We start from the raw sequence: 15,834 nt of genomic DNA, 5'->3' as shown, positions 1-15,834 counted from the left end.
TGTTTTTTAAGATTTGGAGAAAAAAAATAAAATTATTTTCAACAGCTTTTTACACGTCGTGTAAGCCTCTCTTTTTAGAGTTGGATAAATAAGTGATTGATTAGTAGTTGTTTGGTTCTTCTATACTTCAAGAAAAAAAGTGAAGTAAATTTAATGTTAACCGGAACCCCGAAAAACACTGATAATTTTAACGTGAAATATGTTGTAACTATCAATCAAACTTTTATTTTTGCGGCTTAATTTAATCATTATAAGCATGAAAGATCTATTAGTAAAAATCAACGCCGAAATTGACACATTTAGAGCAGAAGCTGAATCTTTAACAGAAAAAGGTGTTAAAGCTGCTGGACCAAGAGCTCGTAAAGCTACTTTAGAAATTGAAAAACTTTTAAAAGAGTTTAGAAAAGTTTCTATCGAAGAATCAAAAAAATAATATTTTTATTCAAAATAAAACCTCGTTTAAGCAATTAAACGAGGTTTTTTTTTATGGGAGAAATTTGAGGTTAGAAGTTAGAGGTTAGAAGTTAGAGGTTAGAAGTTAGAGGTTAGAAGTTAAAAGTTAGAAGTTAGAAGTTATGATGAATAAAAATTGTCAAGCAACCCATAACCCATAACCCATAACTCAAAACTCATAACACATAATCCCTAAGTCCACAGTCTTTTAATTTTTTAATGCTTTCCGCTATGGTCAATGCATTGAGATTAGCACCTTCTGCGCCAGTGTGCGTATGATCTTTTGGAAAAAAAGCTTTTACATTGTCTTTCCCTAAAGCTTCATATTTAAGAGCAACTATTTCATTCAAATCGATATAGAATACTTTTTCCTTTTCGGCAGCTTCTTTCGACCAATTTCCGTACGTATCACTTCTTCGTTCTACTTTATCGTTTGGCCATTCATTTCTTGGCGTTTGGCTTAAAACAATAGGTATAGCACCTTTTTCTTTGGCTTCGCGAATAAACTTGGTCATGTACCATCCAAAAGTATGTACAATTTCTTTCGAGCCATCTGCAAGAGTAACTTCCTGCGTTTCTTCGCCATTTCCTTTAAGGGAACCTCTAAATTTTTCCTTATCAATAGCCCCCGCATCATTATGCCCAAACTGAATTAGTATATAATCTCCGGGTTGTAACTGATTTTTAACTTCATCCCAAAGGCCTTCATGATCAAAAGTTCGGGTACTTCTGCCACCTCTCGCTTTATTAATCACTTCAATTCTGGTTGTATCACAATACGCAGGAAACGGAACTCCCCAACCCACGGCATTTTGATCGCCATTATTGTTGGCCATTGTAGAATCTCCAACTAGATACACTTTCTTTTTGGCAGGAAGCACAATTTTTGGGTCTTTTAAGATGTAATTTTTCAAAGAGTTTTTGCTTTCTTTTAATTGATCAATAATTACCGAAGCAGAAAGTACCGCACCTTTTGCTGAGGTATGCGTATGGTCTTTTTTATAAAAGTAAGTTCCCGTTACTTTTTGTTCGCCTAGTTTTTCCATTTCCAGAGCCATTTTATCATTCAAATCGATAAAAGTCACTTTCTCTTTCTCTGCAATTTGTTTGGCCCATAAACCATATGATGTATTGTTACGAGGTACTTTTCCTTCTTTCCAGTCGTTTCGCGGAATCGGAGAACAAACAATCGGAATCGCTCCTTTTGATTTTGCTTCACGAATTACCTTTTGAATGTACCAGCCGTAGCTGTGAACAATTTCATGTTTTTTGGTCAGGATATTATCGATTTCCTGAGTTTCGTTTCCGATTCCTTTGATCGTTCCGCGTGCACGAAGACTATCGTTTAAAGGCCCATCATCATTATGCCCAAACTGAATCAGGACGTAATCTCCTTTTTTAAGTTTATTTAAAACTGCAATCCACAAACCTTTATCCTGAAAAGTTCGGCTGCTTGTACCGCCCAAAGCATGATTTTCGATATTGAGTTTTGTAGTGTCTAAAAATTGCCCAATATAATCGCCCCATCCCCAAAGTCCGCCGGAACCATCGCCTTTGCCATTTTTTACAGTAGAATCGCCCACCATAAAAACAGTTGGTTTATTTTCTTGTTTTAATGTGAAATTGAAAAAAAGGAAAGCCAGAGATAACAGGGCTAATAGTTTGATTGATTTCATGAAATATGATATTTTATTTAAAAGTAATTGTTTAATAGGTTTTAATAATCGTAACTCAAAAAGACTAAACAAAAGTTCGACTTCGCTATCAATGAAGTTTTAATTTTTAATTTCAAGCCACTCGTTTCATCTGCGTACTTTTTTCGCAATCCCTTAGCGACCTCAAAGCAAAGCGAAATACAAAACAAAAACCTTGCGAACTTAGCGTAAACCTTAGCGCTCTTTGCGGTAAAAGTCATTTACATTTTCAGGCTAAGCGAAGCGAAAGCCTTATCAGGAAACCTGAAACTTTTTTGTAGCATAGTTAATTTGATGTTATTTCAAAACTAGGAGTTCTGTTTTTATAAAGTATCCTGTACTATGATGTTAAAAAATAAGAATATTATAAATTATTATATTGCGAAAATCAGGTAGGTACAGGATACTATACCACTAAAAAACAAAGAAATTGCATCCACGTTACAGCATTCATAAAATTAGAACAGAATAATTATATTATCCGAATTTAAGGATAATTCATTTTTTACAACGCTATGAAAATTAAAAAACAATCTATTCAAACCCTGGCAGCTTTATTAATGTGTTCACTCGTTACGTTTGGACAAGAAAATAAAACACCACGCAAAATACACTACGCGCCGGAAGGAAATAGTTTTGTTTTAAAAAATGGTACCCGAAAATTCAACAGAGCATTGTATGGTTCTTATACAGGATTTAGGGTAGAAACAGGCGATTTGCCTGAGTTTGCAATGTATATGCCAGGTATGGGAGGAAACTTAAAGTTAGGTCTCGTAAACGGAAACGAAAGCAAATGGATTACTGAAACTTCAAAAATTGATACCCGATATGTTTTAGGCACGATGCATTATACCATTGAAGACCCGATTTTAGGAAACGGAAAATTATTTGTAGATGTCGTCGCCTTAAAAGAAAGCGAAGGTTTTATCGTAAAAGTATATGGTAAAAACGTATCAAAAAATAGCAGTTTGATTTGGGCTTTTGGCGGAGCAACCGGAAAAAAGTTTAGCCGTGACGGCGATATTGGTGCCGATCCTGAATCGGTTTTTTATCTGCAGCCTGATTATTGTATCAATAATAAGTACACGATCAAAAAGCAATCATTTCTGTTAGAATATGGTTCAGAAAGCAACAAACAAAAAACAGGAAACAATAAAAGCCTTAGCGGATTTTTCCCGGAATCTGTAACACATTTGGCCAATGCAAAGTCTCAGAAAACCCCATTAGAACTTTACAATTCAAATCCCGAATCACTGAGTCTCATTACAGGAAAAATAAAATCAATCACAGAAAAAGGTGATTATTGGCTGTTTTTGGCAGAAGATTCCCAAACAAATTACAACCAGAAAAATATAGCACAACTTTACGAAAAGTCAGTTCAGCAAACACAGTTTTTGGCCAATAGAGTAAAGGTTTCGACTCCGGATCCTTATATCAATACTTTAGGATCTGCCCTTGCCATCGCTGCCGACGGGATTTGGGAAAGTCCAGCCTATCTTCATGGTGCCATTGCCTGGAGAATGTATCTAAATGCGTGGCGAGGTGCTTATACTGCAGATCCTTTGGGCTGGCATGATCGTGCAAAAACGCATTTTACCAGTTATAGCAATTCGCAAGTGACAAGTCCGGAAAGTGGCCCGATTGTGTTGGATGAAGAAAGAAATTTAGCCCGCCAAAAAGAAGAAATAGGGACATCAATGTTCAGTAGCGGATATATCAGCAGAAGTCCGAATAAGAATAACGTTGCCCATCATTATGATATGAATCTGGTTTTTATAGATCAGATGCTCAGACACTTTAAATGGACGGGTGATACGGCTTTCATAAAGGAAATGTGGCCAACCATTCAAAGACATTTAAATTGGGAAAAAAGAAATTTCGATCCAGATGGAGACGGATTATACGACGCATACGCTTCAATTTGGGCGAGTGATGCCTTGCAATACAGCGGGGGCGGAGTCATTCATTCTTCGGCGTACAATTATTACGCGAACAAAACAGTTGCCCAAATTGCAAAGAAAATTCAACAGGATGAAAACCCTTTTAATAAAGAAGCTGATAAAATTCTTAAAGCCACAAACAGTGAGCTTTGGGTGGCCAATAAAGGAATTTTTGCCGAATACAAAGACGCTTTAGGAAACAGGTTATTGCACGATACACCGGGAATCTGGAGCATTTACCACACGATCGATTCAGAATTATCGAATCCTTTCGAGAGTTATCAAATGCTGGATTATGTGAACAATCAGATTCCGCATATCCCGATTTCGGCAGAAGGATTGGATAAAAAAGACCTTTATGTTATTAGTACCACCAACTGGCAGCCTTATACATGGTCGACAAATAATGTGGCTTTAGCCGAACAATTGCATACTTCATTGGCATTTTGGCAAGGCGGACAATCAGAAAAAGCTTTTACAATGTGGGAAAGTGCTCTGGTAGAAAGTATGTATTTAGGAGCTTCTCCCGGAGGTTTCGAACAGCTTTTGTATCAGGATGCGATGCGTGGCGAATTGTATCGCGATTTTGCCGATCCTATTGGTATGGCTTCAAGAACTTTGGTCGAAGGACTTTTTGGGATTCAGCCGGATGCTTTGGCTGAGGTCTTAACCATCAAACCCGGATTTCCTCAAAAATGGAATGAAGCTTCTTTACAAATTCCGGACATCTCGATTGATTTTAAAAGAGAAAATAAAGAAGAAAAATATCAGATCAAAAATCAGTTTTCGGCTAAAATGAATTTAAATCTGGTTTTGAATTCGTCTTATGAAACTGTAGAAAATATTACCGTTAACGGAAAATCAGTTTTGTGGAAATCAGTTTCCGAAAACATCGGCAATCCAAAAATAAGTATCGAAGTTCCTTATAATGCCTCTTATGAAATTACCATTAAATGGAAAGGCGATTTGATAGAAGAAGTAACTTCAAAAGAAAATTATACTGTAAATGAAATAGTAGAATTGAAAACTTCTAAAGCTAAAATAATTTCAGTTTACGATCCGCAATTAGTTTTAAGTGAAATTTCCAAAACAGAAAATTCGCTCAAGGCAAAAGTGAATTCGGCAGGTGATAAACTCTTTTTTGTAGAATTGAAACAGGGAGAATTATCCTGGTGGAAACCCATTCATGCAAATGTAAAATCAGATAATATATCTAACAAAGAAGCTACAAACTGGGACGCGCCATTGGACAAATCCAAACGTGCAGAAACAATTTCGTTAGCATCATTTTTTAACTCAAAAGTGACGGATATTTTCAATTATGAATATTTATCGCCAAGACCGCAAACGGTGACTTTACAATTACCCAAACAAGGAATCGGGAATTGGTGTTATCCGAATATTTCCGTAAAAATCGATGACAAAGGTTTACGCGAAAAAGCAAAAGCAAACGGACAGATTACAACTCCAAACGGAATTCCGTTTCAGACACCTTCTGATGAAAATCAAAAAAATATCATCTTCACATCTATGTGGGATAATTTTCCTGAAAGCATCAATATTCCCTTAAACGGAAAAGCGTCACATGCGTATTTCATGCTCGCAGGAACCACAAACCCAATGCAAAGCCGCATCACAAACGGAGAAATTACCATTAATTATACGGACGGAACTTCAGAAATTCTGCTTTTAAAAAACCCCGAAAACTGGTGGCCCATCGAGCAGGATTATTTTATTGATGGCTTGGCTTTTACAACCGATGCCCCAAAACCGCCAAGAGTTTATTTTAAAACAGGAGAAATTTCGAGAGATTTCAAAGATTTTAAAACCATAAAAGGATTCACGAGTTATGGAGTCGATGGTGGCGCAGGAACGATTTTAGATTTACCATTAGATAAAAATAAAACATTAAAAAACCTGACTTTAAAAACTATTGCCAACGATGTGGTGATTGGTTTGATGAGTTTGACTTTGGTGAGGTGATTTTTAGATTTTAGAATATAGAATATAGAGTATAGAGTATAGAATTTAGAATATAGAATGTAGAATATAGAGTGTAGAATATAGAATGTAGAATATAGAGTGTAGATTTTAGAATATAGATTTTGGATTTTGAAATAGAAATTTTAAGCTCCAGAGGAGCGATATATTTATAGAAACATTTATAGCTACTATCATTCGAGTCCCGTAGGGACGACATATAAATCGAGCCAATAATAAAATTAGATGACCTATTAAAATAAAAACATGAAACCGCTTAAAATTTTACCGCAAAGCACGCAAAGCTTTGTATTGATAAAGCTTTGCGAACTTAATTTTTTAACAAATATTGGAGATAAAAACCTTGCGCACTTTGCGGTTAATTTTTTTTTTATCTCAACCTGAAACTATAAACCTAACCAAATGAAAAAACATCTATTAATAATTATATCATTATTCTCGATTTCATTGTCGGCTCAGCAGAAAATTGATCGAAAAGCATTAGTAACAAGGCATAATATACAAATTACGGCTATCGATACTTTGGCTTCGCTCACTGTGGGTAACGGTGCTTTTGCTTTTACTGTTGATGCTACCGGTTTGCAGACTTTCCCTAAAAAATACCAAAACGGAATCCCGTTAGGAACACAATCAGAGTGGGGTTGGGACAGTTATAAAAATACCAATAATTATAAATTTTCGGAAACCCTGAGAGATTACAAGCAATATGGCAGGGATATTTCATACACGGTTCAGATAAAGGAACCAGCCAGAAAAGTCGAAGCGGTGAATTGGTTTCGCCAGAATCCGCATTTATTGCAATTGGGAAATTTAGGATTTGAGATTACTAAAAAAGACGGAAGTCCGGCAAAACCCGAAGACATTAAATCGATTGCCCAAAAACTGAATTTATGGACAGGAGAAATCGAAAGTTATTTTGAAGTAGAAGGTATTCCGGTTACCGTTCTTACGGCTTCTCATCAGGAAAAAGATGTCATTGGAGTAAAAGTAAAATCAGATTTATTACAGCAAAAACGCTTAAAAATTAGTTTAAGAATTCCGTTTCCAACAGGAGATTGGGCAGATATGGGAACAAAATACGAAGGCAAGCAGGATTATAAAAGTACTCTTGTCGAAAAGTCTAAAACAGAAGCCGTTGTTACCCATGTTATGGATAGTATTTCATATAATGTGAATTTGAACTGGAAAGGAAATGCACAAATTAAAAAAACTGCAGATCATTATTTTGTGATCGAAGCAGCCAATACAAATACTTTAGAATTAAGCTGTCTTTTTGCTTTAGCAGATAAAAAAATATCCAATTCTTCTTTCGCAGAGATTCAAAATAGTAGTATTAAAGGATGGGAACAATTCTGGAAAAGTGGCGCTGCCGTAGATTTTTCAGGAAGTACAGATCCGCGTGCCAAAGAATTGGAACGTAGAGTAATCCTTTCGCAATATTTGACTAAGGTGCAATGTACAGGAAAAGTGCCGCCTCAGGAAACAGGTTTAACGTATAATAGTTGGTACGGAAAACCGCATTTAGAAATGCATTGGTGGCACGGTGTTCACTTTGCACTCTGGAACCGACCAGAATTGCTAGAGAAGAGTTTACCGTGGTATCAGAAAGTTTTTGAAAAAGCCAAAAACATAGCAAAAAGACAAGGTTTTGAAGGCGCAAGATGGCAGAAAATGGTAGATGCAGACGGGAACGAAAGTCCGTCATCTGTAGGTTCATTTTTGATTTGGCAACAGCCACATTTTATTACCTATGCTGAATTGATTTATCGTGCCATACCTACCACAGCAACTTTAAATTTATATAGCGAGCGTGTTTTTGCAACCGCAGATTTCATGGCTTCTTTTGCCCATTACGACAGCAAAACAGATCGTTATGTTTTAGGGCCAGGTGTTATTCCGGCTCAGGAACGTTTTAAGGCAATGGAAACTTTCAACCCAACTTATGAATTAGCCTATTGGAACTGGGCTTTGAAAACAGCAATCGCCTGGAAGAAAAAATTAAACCAAACAGTACCGGAAAAATGGGAAAACGTTTTGGCAAAATTATCTCCGTTACCAGTTTTAGATCAGGTATATCTGGCCACAGAAAGTGCCAAAGATTCGTATACCAATCCGGAATTCAAAACCGATCATCCGTCTGTATTAGGAACTTTCGGGATGCTTCCGGAAACATCGCTTTTAGATAAAAAAATCATGAAAAATACTTTCGATCTGGTTTGGAAAACGTGGACATGGGATAAAACATGGGGATGGGATTTTCCAATGACAGCCATGTCGGCAGCGCGTTTACAAATGCCCGAAAAAGCTGTTGATGCATTATTTATGAATGTAACGACAAATACGTATTTAAAAAACGGACACAATTATCAGGCAGAAAGATTAACACTTTACCTTCCCGGAAACGGAGGATTGTTAACCGCTGTTGCCATGATGTGCGCCGGTTGGGATGGAAGCACAGAAGAGAATCCTGGTTTCCCAAAAGACGGAACATGGAAAATACAAAGCGAAGGATTTAAAAAGATGTTTTGATTTGATGGGCCACGGGTTAGACGGGTTTGAACGGATTGTCGCAGATTTTTTATTTTAATTTTTAGAGCTTAAATATTCTCCACAAAGGCGCAAAGTAATAAACTTATAAAACAAACTTTGCGCCTCTGCGTCTTTGCGAGAGATTAAAAAAAAATCAGTTCAAACTAGTCAAAAAACCGTGTAATCCGTGTGCGATGATAAACAATATAAAAATAAAAACTTTGCGCCTCTGCGTCTTTGCGAGAGATTTAAAAAAAAATCAGTGCAAACCAGCTAAAACCCGTTCAATCCGTGGCCAATAACTAACCATAAAAAACACCAATCATGAAGAATAAAATTTTAATATTATTTCTTTTATCAACTTTAGTTTCATTCGCTCAAAGGCAAATGGAAAACCTGGATCGGGGCGTTATTGCTGTAAAAGACAAAGGTCAGTTTTTTATAGGATGGAGAGTTTTTGGAACTGATTCTGACGATTTAGCATTTAATTTATACCGAAAAAGCGGTACTAAAAAAGCTGTTAAACTTAATGATAAACCTATTCTGGGTGCTACTAATTTTGTAGATACCAAAGCCAATAGTCAGGAAGAAAACACCTGGTTTGTAAAAACAGTTCTTAAAGGAAAAGAAACTGATGCAAAAGGAAGTTTTAGCATTGCTGCACAAAGTCCGGATAAAGATTATTTATCTATTAAACTAAAACCGGTTGAAGGATATATTCCAAATGATCTCTCGGTGGGGGATTTAGACGGAGACGGAAGATACGACCTGATTGTGCACATGACCGGAAAGGCGCACGATAACTCACATACCGGAATTACAGACCCACCCATATTTCAGGCCTATACTTTAGACGGGAAATTTTTATGGCAGATTAATCTCGGAAAAAACATTCGCGAAGGCGCACATTATACACAATTTATGGTGTATGATTTAGATGGTGACGGAATTTCAGAATTTGTCTGTAAAACGGCTGACGGAACTACCGACAGTGAGAATAATGTGGTTGGCGATGCCTCAAAAGACTGGGTAGAACGCGACCCCAATTCTCCTATTTTGGGTAAAATTCTAAAAGGCCCTGAATACCTTTCGGTTTTTGACGGAAGAACAGGAAAACTAATTACCACCGTCGATTATATTCCGGAACGCGGTGATCTTGCCGGTTGGGGCGGACATGGCGGAAGTGGAGGAAATGATACCAAAGGAAACAGGATTGATCGTTTTACAGCTTGTATTGCTTATCTGGACGGCGTTCATCCAAGTGTGGTAATGTGCCGTGGTTATTACGGAAGAACCGTTTTGGCAGCCTGGGATTTTAGAGATAAGAAATTGACTTCAAGATGGGTTTTTGATAGTAAAGATGCTGAGAATCCGTACTCCGGAATGGGAAATCACGGATTAACGGTTGCAGATGTGGATAACGACGGAAAAGACGAAATTATCTACGGATCGATGTGTGTCGATGATGACGGAAAAGGTTTGTATACGACAGGTTTTAGACACGGAGATGCACTTCACGTTTCAGATTTTGATCTTGATGTTCCCGGTTTAGAGGTTTTTGGGATTCATGAAATAGAAAACGGAACGACAGGGCCGGGTGTAACACTTTTTTCTGCTGCTGACGGAAAAGTATTGTTTACCGGTTCTATAAACGAAGATGTTGGGCGAGGAGTTGCAGACAATATAGATCCAACCCGAAAAGGCGCGCAATGCTGGTGGTCAGGATCTCCTTTTTTGCATGACATGAAAGGAAATGAAATAGGAAAAGCACCAAGCTCTATCAATTTTTTAATTTATTGGGATGGAGATTCTTCAAGAGAATTACTGAACTCAAATTACATAGACAAATACAACGCAGGCCGATTATTTACTGCAACAGGAGCGGCATCAAACAATGGTACAAAATCGACACCGGCACTTTCTGCAGATATTTTAGGGGACTGGCGCGAAGAATTAATATTAAGATCTGAAGATAATACAGAGCTTAGAGTTTATTCGACTACAATTCCAACCGAAATAAGACAATATACTTTGATGCACGATCCGCAATACAGACTAAGTGTTGCATGGCAAAATGTGGGATATAATCAGCCGCCACATACCAGTTTTTATATGGGAACAGGCATGAAACCTGCACCAAAACCAAATATTGTACTGGTTAAATTACGGGATAATTAAATGGTATTTTTCGTGAATATTAATTTTTTGTAACGTTAAGTTTAACATTAAAACAAAAAAGAATATACATTTTAGAAATTAGATTTTGTGTTTTATTAAAATGCAAAATCTAATTTTTTTTATTCTATATTGTAAGAAAAATTAAATATATTTGAACAAAAATGTTAAAGAAGCTTTTAATAATATTCTTTTTTTAGTGTTTTAACATATCATTTTTTGTTGTTGCAAATTGAATACTAATCCAAATAAACCCAAAAAAAATACTAAACCAATAAATAATGACTTACCTGAAAAAAATTCTATTAACAACGATTATTACTTTCTGCTCTTACAATTTGGCTTTAGCCAAAGCAAGAATACCAATTGGAAAAATTGACAAATTAGAAATTGTATCAGATTTACCCAATACAGACGAATACCTCTCAAAAGAAGAATCAAATACACATTTAGATCTTGCCCGATTGCATCAGGAATATAGTATTGCCTGGATTCCGGTTTGGATCACACAGGAACCAAAGCTGGTATTAGCAAAACCGGATTCTGACAGATATTACGAACTCTCTGATGAACAGCTTGAAAAAATAATCAGCACCAATAAATTAGATAAAGAACAACTTTTAAAATCAGGATTTTATACGCAATATGGCGGAAAAATAATTCTGTTTTTATTAGTATGCTTGATTCTGTATGGCATTTTTGGAAAAGACAAAAACAAAGACGTAAAACCAATTAACCTTTAATAAATAAATTAAATTATGAATCCACTTTTTTTAATTCCTGTTGTACTAGTAATTGCCGGTATCATTTTTATGGTATACATGAACAAAAAACATGCAGCCGCAAAATCAGAAATTGACTTAGATCTTGAAAGAACAAAATACGATCTTCATAAAGAAGAAGTTTTAAAACAAGATTTTCAGCAATTAACACAATGGTTAAAAGGGAAATCGATAGATGCTTACACCTCCGGATCTGTTCCTCAGACCAAAGCCAATAAAGTTCAGGAAGTTGTAACTGACGGAATAAAAAATGTGGCACTTTCTGCTGTAGGCGTAAAATTGCAACGAGTAGAAACTGAATGTTTCTGGGTTTTGAGTGGTAATGATTTGCATTTTTTTAGCACTGATGCTGTTGGAGAATTAGACGAGCACGTTGTTTTTGATAATTTCCGTATCGAAGATGCAAAACTTGAATATGGCGGTATTCTAAAATCACAATTAGGATTGTACTCAAAATCTTCTGAAGAATATTTACCAAAAACTCATATCATTACATTCAATATAGATGGAAATCCTTTGGCACTTGAAATTCACGACAGATTGCATTATGTTCCGGATCCAACAGATATTTTTAATTTGAATAAACAATTATTAACAAGAGCAAAATATCAGGTAGTAGGAGAGAATTTCGTAAAAGTATTGCAAAACAAGTTTCCAAATCTACAAGTAGCATAAAGACAAATGGGCATATTTTCAAAGATTTTCAATGCGTTTAAAAGCATTCGATTAAATGATAAAAATATAGTAGTTGGCCAGCAATTGGACTATTTATTAGTTAGTGCTATGTATGCTGAACAACAATCTGCTTATCTTAATTCGTATGAAACCGGACTTAGTAAATCGACATTAAAGACGCTTTTAGAAGATTATTGGGGTATCTATGATAAAGAAGGTGCAGCAGAAATACTTTTGGATCTGCAGGACAGAAATCAGGATCAATATATAGATATCGTTTATGATGCTTTCGAAAATAAAGAGAACTATGTTACGATTTTAAAGTCGAATTTACCTGCAGAAGAAGACATTTTCAGGAAGTATCTGGATGTATATCGTAATCTTAACAATGTAGTGCCTGAGCTTATAGAGCAAAATGTGATTAAAGATTTAGCGCAAATAAAAAAGATCAAAGATGCTGCATGGAATTACGGCAGAGGAGCATTTTTATCACGTTGTTGTTATGAGGCGGGCTATCTTTCGGAATTAGAGATGAAAGAATATCTGAGAAAATCATTTACTGAACTGAAAAAATATTGTACTACATGGGAAGAATATACCATTAGTTACATATTTGGAAGAGCACTTTGGGGAGGCCCAAACAACAGCGGAATGATTCAAATTGCAGATGATCTGCTTCATAATGTAAAAAGTCCTTTAAAAGATAAGAAGTATTTGTAAACGCAAATTCGTCGTTTTTTAAAGAGGAAAATGATTAATCAAAAAAAAGAGTCGCAAAGTAAAGTGGTTTACACGAATAACTTTGCGACTTTTTATTTTATGATTCAGGATTATTAGAAATTGAAAAAGTTGATAATCCAATAGTAAATGTTTTAGATCCAAAATCTTTAACTCTATATAATTTATATTAAATTCAGTATTAAAGTCGGAGACTTTCAGAGTTTTTCGTTTTTCAGTTACATTTGTTTAAAATGGCGCAAAGTCAGAGACATTTGCGCAGCTCGAATAAGGAAAACTTCGCAGAGCGGGGGCAAAGTCAGAGACATTTGCGCAGCTCGAATAAGGAACACTTCGCAGAGCGGGTTTAAAATATATGATTCGGTATCGAAAGGAGAAACACCAAAACTCTCGGATGCCATTTCGTTTGCAAGTGGAACAGTTAGTGTCGTAACAACTTTTCTAAAAGTATCTAATCCAGTAGGGATTGCAATTGGAGTTGCACAAATAAGTTGGGGATTATATTGAATGTCTCAATAAATAATAATAATAATAATAAATACATGATAAAAATATATTATAAAATTTGGGTAAGTTTATTTCTTAAAATTAGTAGTGCCCAAAATGAGAGTAAATTTTCTTTGATATTATCACTTATAGTTTTAACAAGTATTAATATTTTAAACTGTTTTTTAATTTGTCTAATATTAATTACGGCATTTCATGTTGACTTTGATTTTCTTCATGCATTTTATTCAAAGAGCAGATACCTAACTATTATTTCGAGCTTTTTAATTTTCTTGTTGCCAAACTATTTTTTATTAATATTCAACGACAAGCATCAATTACTTTTAGATTTCTATCAAAATAAAAACATTAAAAACTTAGGGCTTAATTATTTTTTGATTAGTGGATTAACTGTAATTGTATACATATTTATTTTAATTCTATTTCCAAGTTTTTTTGGTTTAGTAAATACAAATTAAATACGATGCCCGCTCTCCGAAGTGTTCTCATGAAAAGCTGCGCAAACCCGCTCTCCGAAGTGTTCTCATGAAAAGCTGCGCAAATGTCTCTGACTTTGCGCAATTTTTTTTATCTAATGAATCTTACATCTAATAAAAGTCTCCCGACTTTTCACTGTAAGCTTTCTAAAAATATTTTTTGTAAGATAAAAACGATTATTTTTATACGAAAAAAAAAATAAATGAAAGAAGGATATATAATTCGAGATCAAAAATTACCTCATTTTATAACATCAACAGTTGTAGACTGGATTGATGTTTTTACGCGTCAAACGTACAGAGACATTGTAATTGACTGTTTCGATTATTGTATTAAAAATAAAGGAATGATTTTGTATGGCTATGTTATTATGAGCAATCATATTCATTTAATTGTTCAGTCTGAAGAAGGGAAATTGTCAGATTTAATTAGGGATTTTAAAAAGTTTATTGCAAAAAATATTTTAGATAAAATTCAAAGTAGTCCTGAAAGCAGAAAAGAATGGATGCTGGAACGTTTTAAACTTGCAGCTCAAAAACATCAGCGTAATAAAGAATATCAATTCTGGCAATATGGAAATCATGCAGAGGAAATTTATTCAACAGCCTTTATGTGGTCTAAATTGCATTATATACATTTGAATCCTGTGAGAGCCGGATTGGTTGCAAAAGCTTCGGAGTATATTTATTGTAGTGCAGGTAATTATGTTAATGATTCAGGATTATTAGAAATTGAAAAATTTGATAATCCAATAGTAAATGTTTTAGATCCAAAATCTTTAACTCTATATAATTTATATTAAATTCAGTATTAAAGTCGGAGACTTTCAGAGTTTTTCGTTTTTCAGTTACATTTGTTTAAAACGGCTCAAAGTCAGAGACATTTGTGCAGCTCGAATAAGGAACACTTCGCAGAGCGGGGAAAAGGCGGCGATGCCGCGATAAGACTAACAGGTCTTGCGGTTGGCCAGATTGCAGGTTCGCAAATTGACAGTAAGGTAACAAACGAAGCCGTTAAATTGGCAGCAACCTCTATAATTGACCAAAGTATAGATACGGCAAAAGACCAAGCATTAAAACAAAATAGTAATCCATGAATCTTTTAAAATCACTCGCATTTATAGTCGCAGGTATTTTCGTGATAATTTATACATATAAAAATCCGAATAAGACTTTTCCTGCGCATACTTTTGGAGGTTATATGGCTGGAATTGGTTTTATCATTCTTGGGATAATGCTGATGTTCGGAGCCATTTCCTTATAAGAAAACCCCACTCCCCGAAGAGTTCTCATGAAAAGTTGCGAAAATGTCTCAAAGTTAATGATTTAGGATTATTAGAAATTGAAAAAGTTGATCATCCAATAGTAAATGTTTTAGATCCAAAATCTTTAACTCTATATAAATTATATTAATTCAGTATTAAAGTCGGAGACTTTCAGCGTTTTTCATTTTTCAATTAAATTTGTTTAAAATAGCGCAAAGCCAGAGACATTTGCGCAGCTCGAATAAGGAACACTTCGGAGAGCAGGGGAAAATATTATAACGCTGATTAAAACAAAAAAAATGAATGCATATAAAAAGGTCATACTGTTAGTATTTTTTATTTTATTGTCATGTAAAAAAAATACAAAAGAAATTATTCAATATGATGCAGAAGGAAAAATAGTTTCGAAAATTTATGGGAATCCAGCAGAATTTATTGATTCTATTTTTTATTATAAAAATGGTGTAATAGATTCAAAAATGGTAACTAATAAATTAAATAAATTATCGTTTTACGTAAAGTATTATGATGGGAAAAATATAGTTTCAGAGGGAAATACTATCAATAAGTTAAAAGATAATAAATGGAAGTATTATAAT

At 34.9% G+C, this 15,834-nt stretch carries 10 protein-coding genes and 1 pseudogene; 10 read left to right on the top strand and 1 reads right to left on the bottom strand.

Annotation, left to right across the window (positions count from 1 at the left end):
- The first annotated feature begins 256 nt into the window (after positions 1-256).
- The gene (locus ACIDC4_RS23000; RefSeq protein WP_055095391.1) at positions 257-433 is read left to right on the top strand and encodes a histone H1; all 177 of its coding nucleotides are present in this window, start codon (positions 257-259) and stop codon (positions 431-433) included.
- A gap of 196 nt (positions 434-629) precedes the next feature.
- On the opposite strand, the gene ACIDC4_RS22995 is transcribed toward ACIDC4_RS23000, so the two are convergent.
- Positions 630-2,129 (bottom strand): rhamnogalacturonan acetylesterase, encoded by a 1,500-nt coding sequence (locus tag ACIDC4_RS22995; RefSeq protein WP_412043573.1) that lies wholly within the window; start codon positions 2,127-2,129, stop codon positions 630-632.
- A 533-nt stretch (positions 2,130-2,662) separates the two neighbouring features.
- Here ACIDC4_RS22995 and ACIDC4_RS22990 point away from each other — a divergent pair.
- From ACIDC4_RS22990 to ACIDC4_RS22950, 9 genes and pseudogenes are all read left to right on the top strand, one after another.
- Positions 2,663-6,070, top strand: coding sequence for a DUF4450 domain-containing protein (locus ACIDC4_RS22990; protein WP_412043574.1), 3,408 nt, complete (start codon positions 2,663-2,665; stop codon positions 6,068-6,070).
- Between the two features lie 420 nt (positions 6,071-6,490).
- Positions 6,491-8,617 carry a hypothetical protein gene (locus ACIDC4_RS22985; RefSeq protein ID WP_412043575.1) on the top strand — a complete coding sequence of 709 codons (2,127 nt, stop codon included), beginning with the start codon at positions 6,491-6,493 and terminating at the stop codon, positions 8,615-8,617.
- A 324-nt stretch (positions 8,618-8,941) separates the two neighbouring features.
- A complete protein-coding gene (locus tag ACIDC4_RS22980; RefSeq protein WP_412043576.1) occupies positions 8,942-10,795 on the top strand; it encodes a rhamnogalacturonan lyase in 1,854 nt (617 codons plus the stop codon).
- A gap of 278 nt (positions 10,796-11,073) precedes the next feature.
- Complete coding sequence (locus ACIDC4_RS22975) at positions 11,074-11,535, top strand: hypothetical protein (protein WP_412043577.1); 462 nt, start codon at positions 11,074-11,076, stop codon at positions 11,533-11,535.
- Between the two features lie 15 nt (positions 11,536-11,550).
- Positions 11,551-12,249, top strand: a complete 699-nt coding sequence (locus tag ACIDC4_RS22970; protein WP_230039348.1) for a hypothetical protein — start codon at positions 11,551-11,553, stop codon at positions 12,247-12,249.
- Positions 12,250-12,255: 6 nt separating this feature from the next.
- A complete protein-coding gene (locus tag ACIDC4_RS22965; RefSeq protein ID WP_412043578.1) occupies positions 12,256-12,969 on the top strand; it encodes a DUF1266 domain-containing protein in 714 nt (237 codons plus the stop codon).
- Between the two features lie 1,204 nt (positions 12,970-14,173).
- The gene (locus ACIDC4_RS22960; RefSeq protein ID WP_412043579.1) at positions 14,174-14,773 is read left to right on the top strand and encodes an REP-associated tyrosine transposase; all 600 of its coding nucleotides are present in this window, start codon (positions 14,174-14,176) and stop codon (positions 14,771-14,773) included.
- A gap of 81 nt (positions 14,774-14,854) precedes the next feature.
- On the top strand, positions 14,855-15,067 hold the full coding sequence (locus tag ACIDC4_RS22955; protein WP_412043580.1) for a hypothetical protein: 213 nt from the start codon (positions 14,855-14,857) through the stop codon (positions 15,065-15,067).
- 467 nt (positions 15,068-15,534) lie between these two features.
- Positions 15,535-15,834 (top strand): annotated as a pseudogene (locus ACIDC4_RS22950) (hypothetical protein); the annotation flags it as partial.

Source organism: Flavobacterium sp. C3NV, from assembly GCF_046825355.2.
Taxonomy (GTDB): Bacteria; Bacteroidota; Bacteroidia; order Flavobacteriales; family Flavobacteriaceae; genus Flavobacterium.
This window is presented reverse-complemented; position numbering and strand designations above follow the sequence as displayed.

Coding starts and splice junctions, on each gene's coding strand:
- ACIDC4_RS23000 (WP_055095391.1), top strand. CDS start 257: ATGAAAGATCTATTAGTAAAAATCAACGCCGAAATTGACACATTTAGA.
- ACIDC4_RS22995 (WP_412043573.1), bottom strand. CDS start 2,129: ATGAAATCAATCAAACTATTAGCCCTGTTATCTCTGGCTTTCCTTTTT.
- ACIDC4_RS22990 (WP_412043574.1), top strand. CDS start 2,663: ATGAAAATTAAAAAACAATCTATTCAAACCCTGGCAGCTTTATTAATG.
- ACIDC4_RS22985 (WP_412043575.1), top strand. CDS start 6,491: ATGAAAAAACATCTATTAATAATTATATCATTATTCTCGATTTCATTG.
- ACIDC4_RS22980 (WP_412043576.1), top strand. CDS start 8,942: ATGAAGAATAAAATTTTAATATTATTTCTTTTATCAACTTTAGTTTCA.
- ACIDC4_RS22975 (WP_412043577.1), top strand. CDS start 11,074: ATGACTTACCTGAAAAAAATTCTATTAACAACGATTATTACTTTCTGC.
- ACIDC4_RS22970 (WP_230039348.1), top strand. CDS start 11,551: ATGAATCCACTTTTTTTAATTCCTGTTGTACTAGTAATTGCCGGTATC.
- ACIDC4_RS22965 (WP_412043578.1), top strand. CDS start 12,256: ATGGGCATATTTTCAAAGATTTTCAATGCGTTTAAAAGCATTCGATTA.
- ACIDC4_RS22960 (WP_412043579.1), top strand. CDS start 14,174: ATGAAAGAAGGATATATAATTCGAGATCAAAAATTACCTCATTTTATA.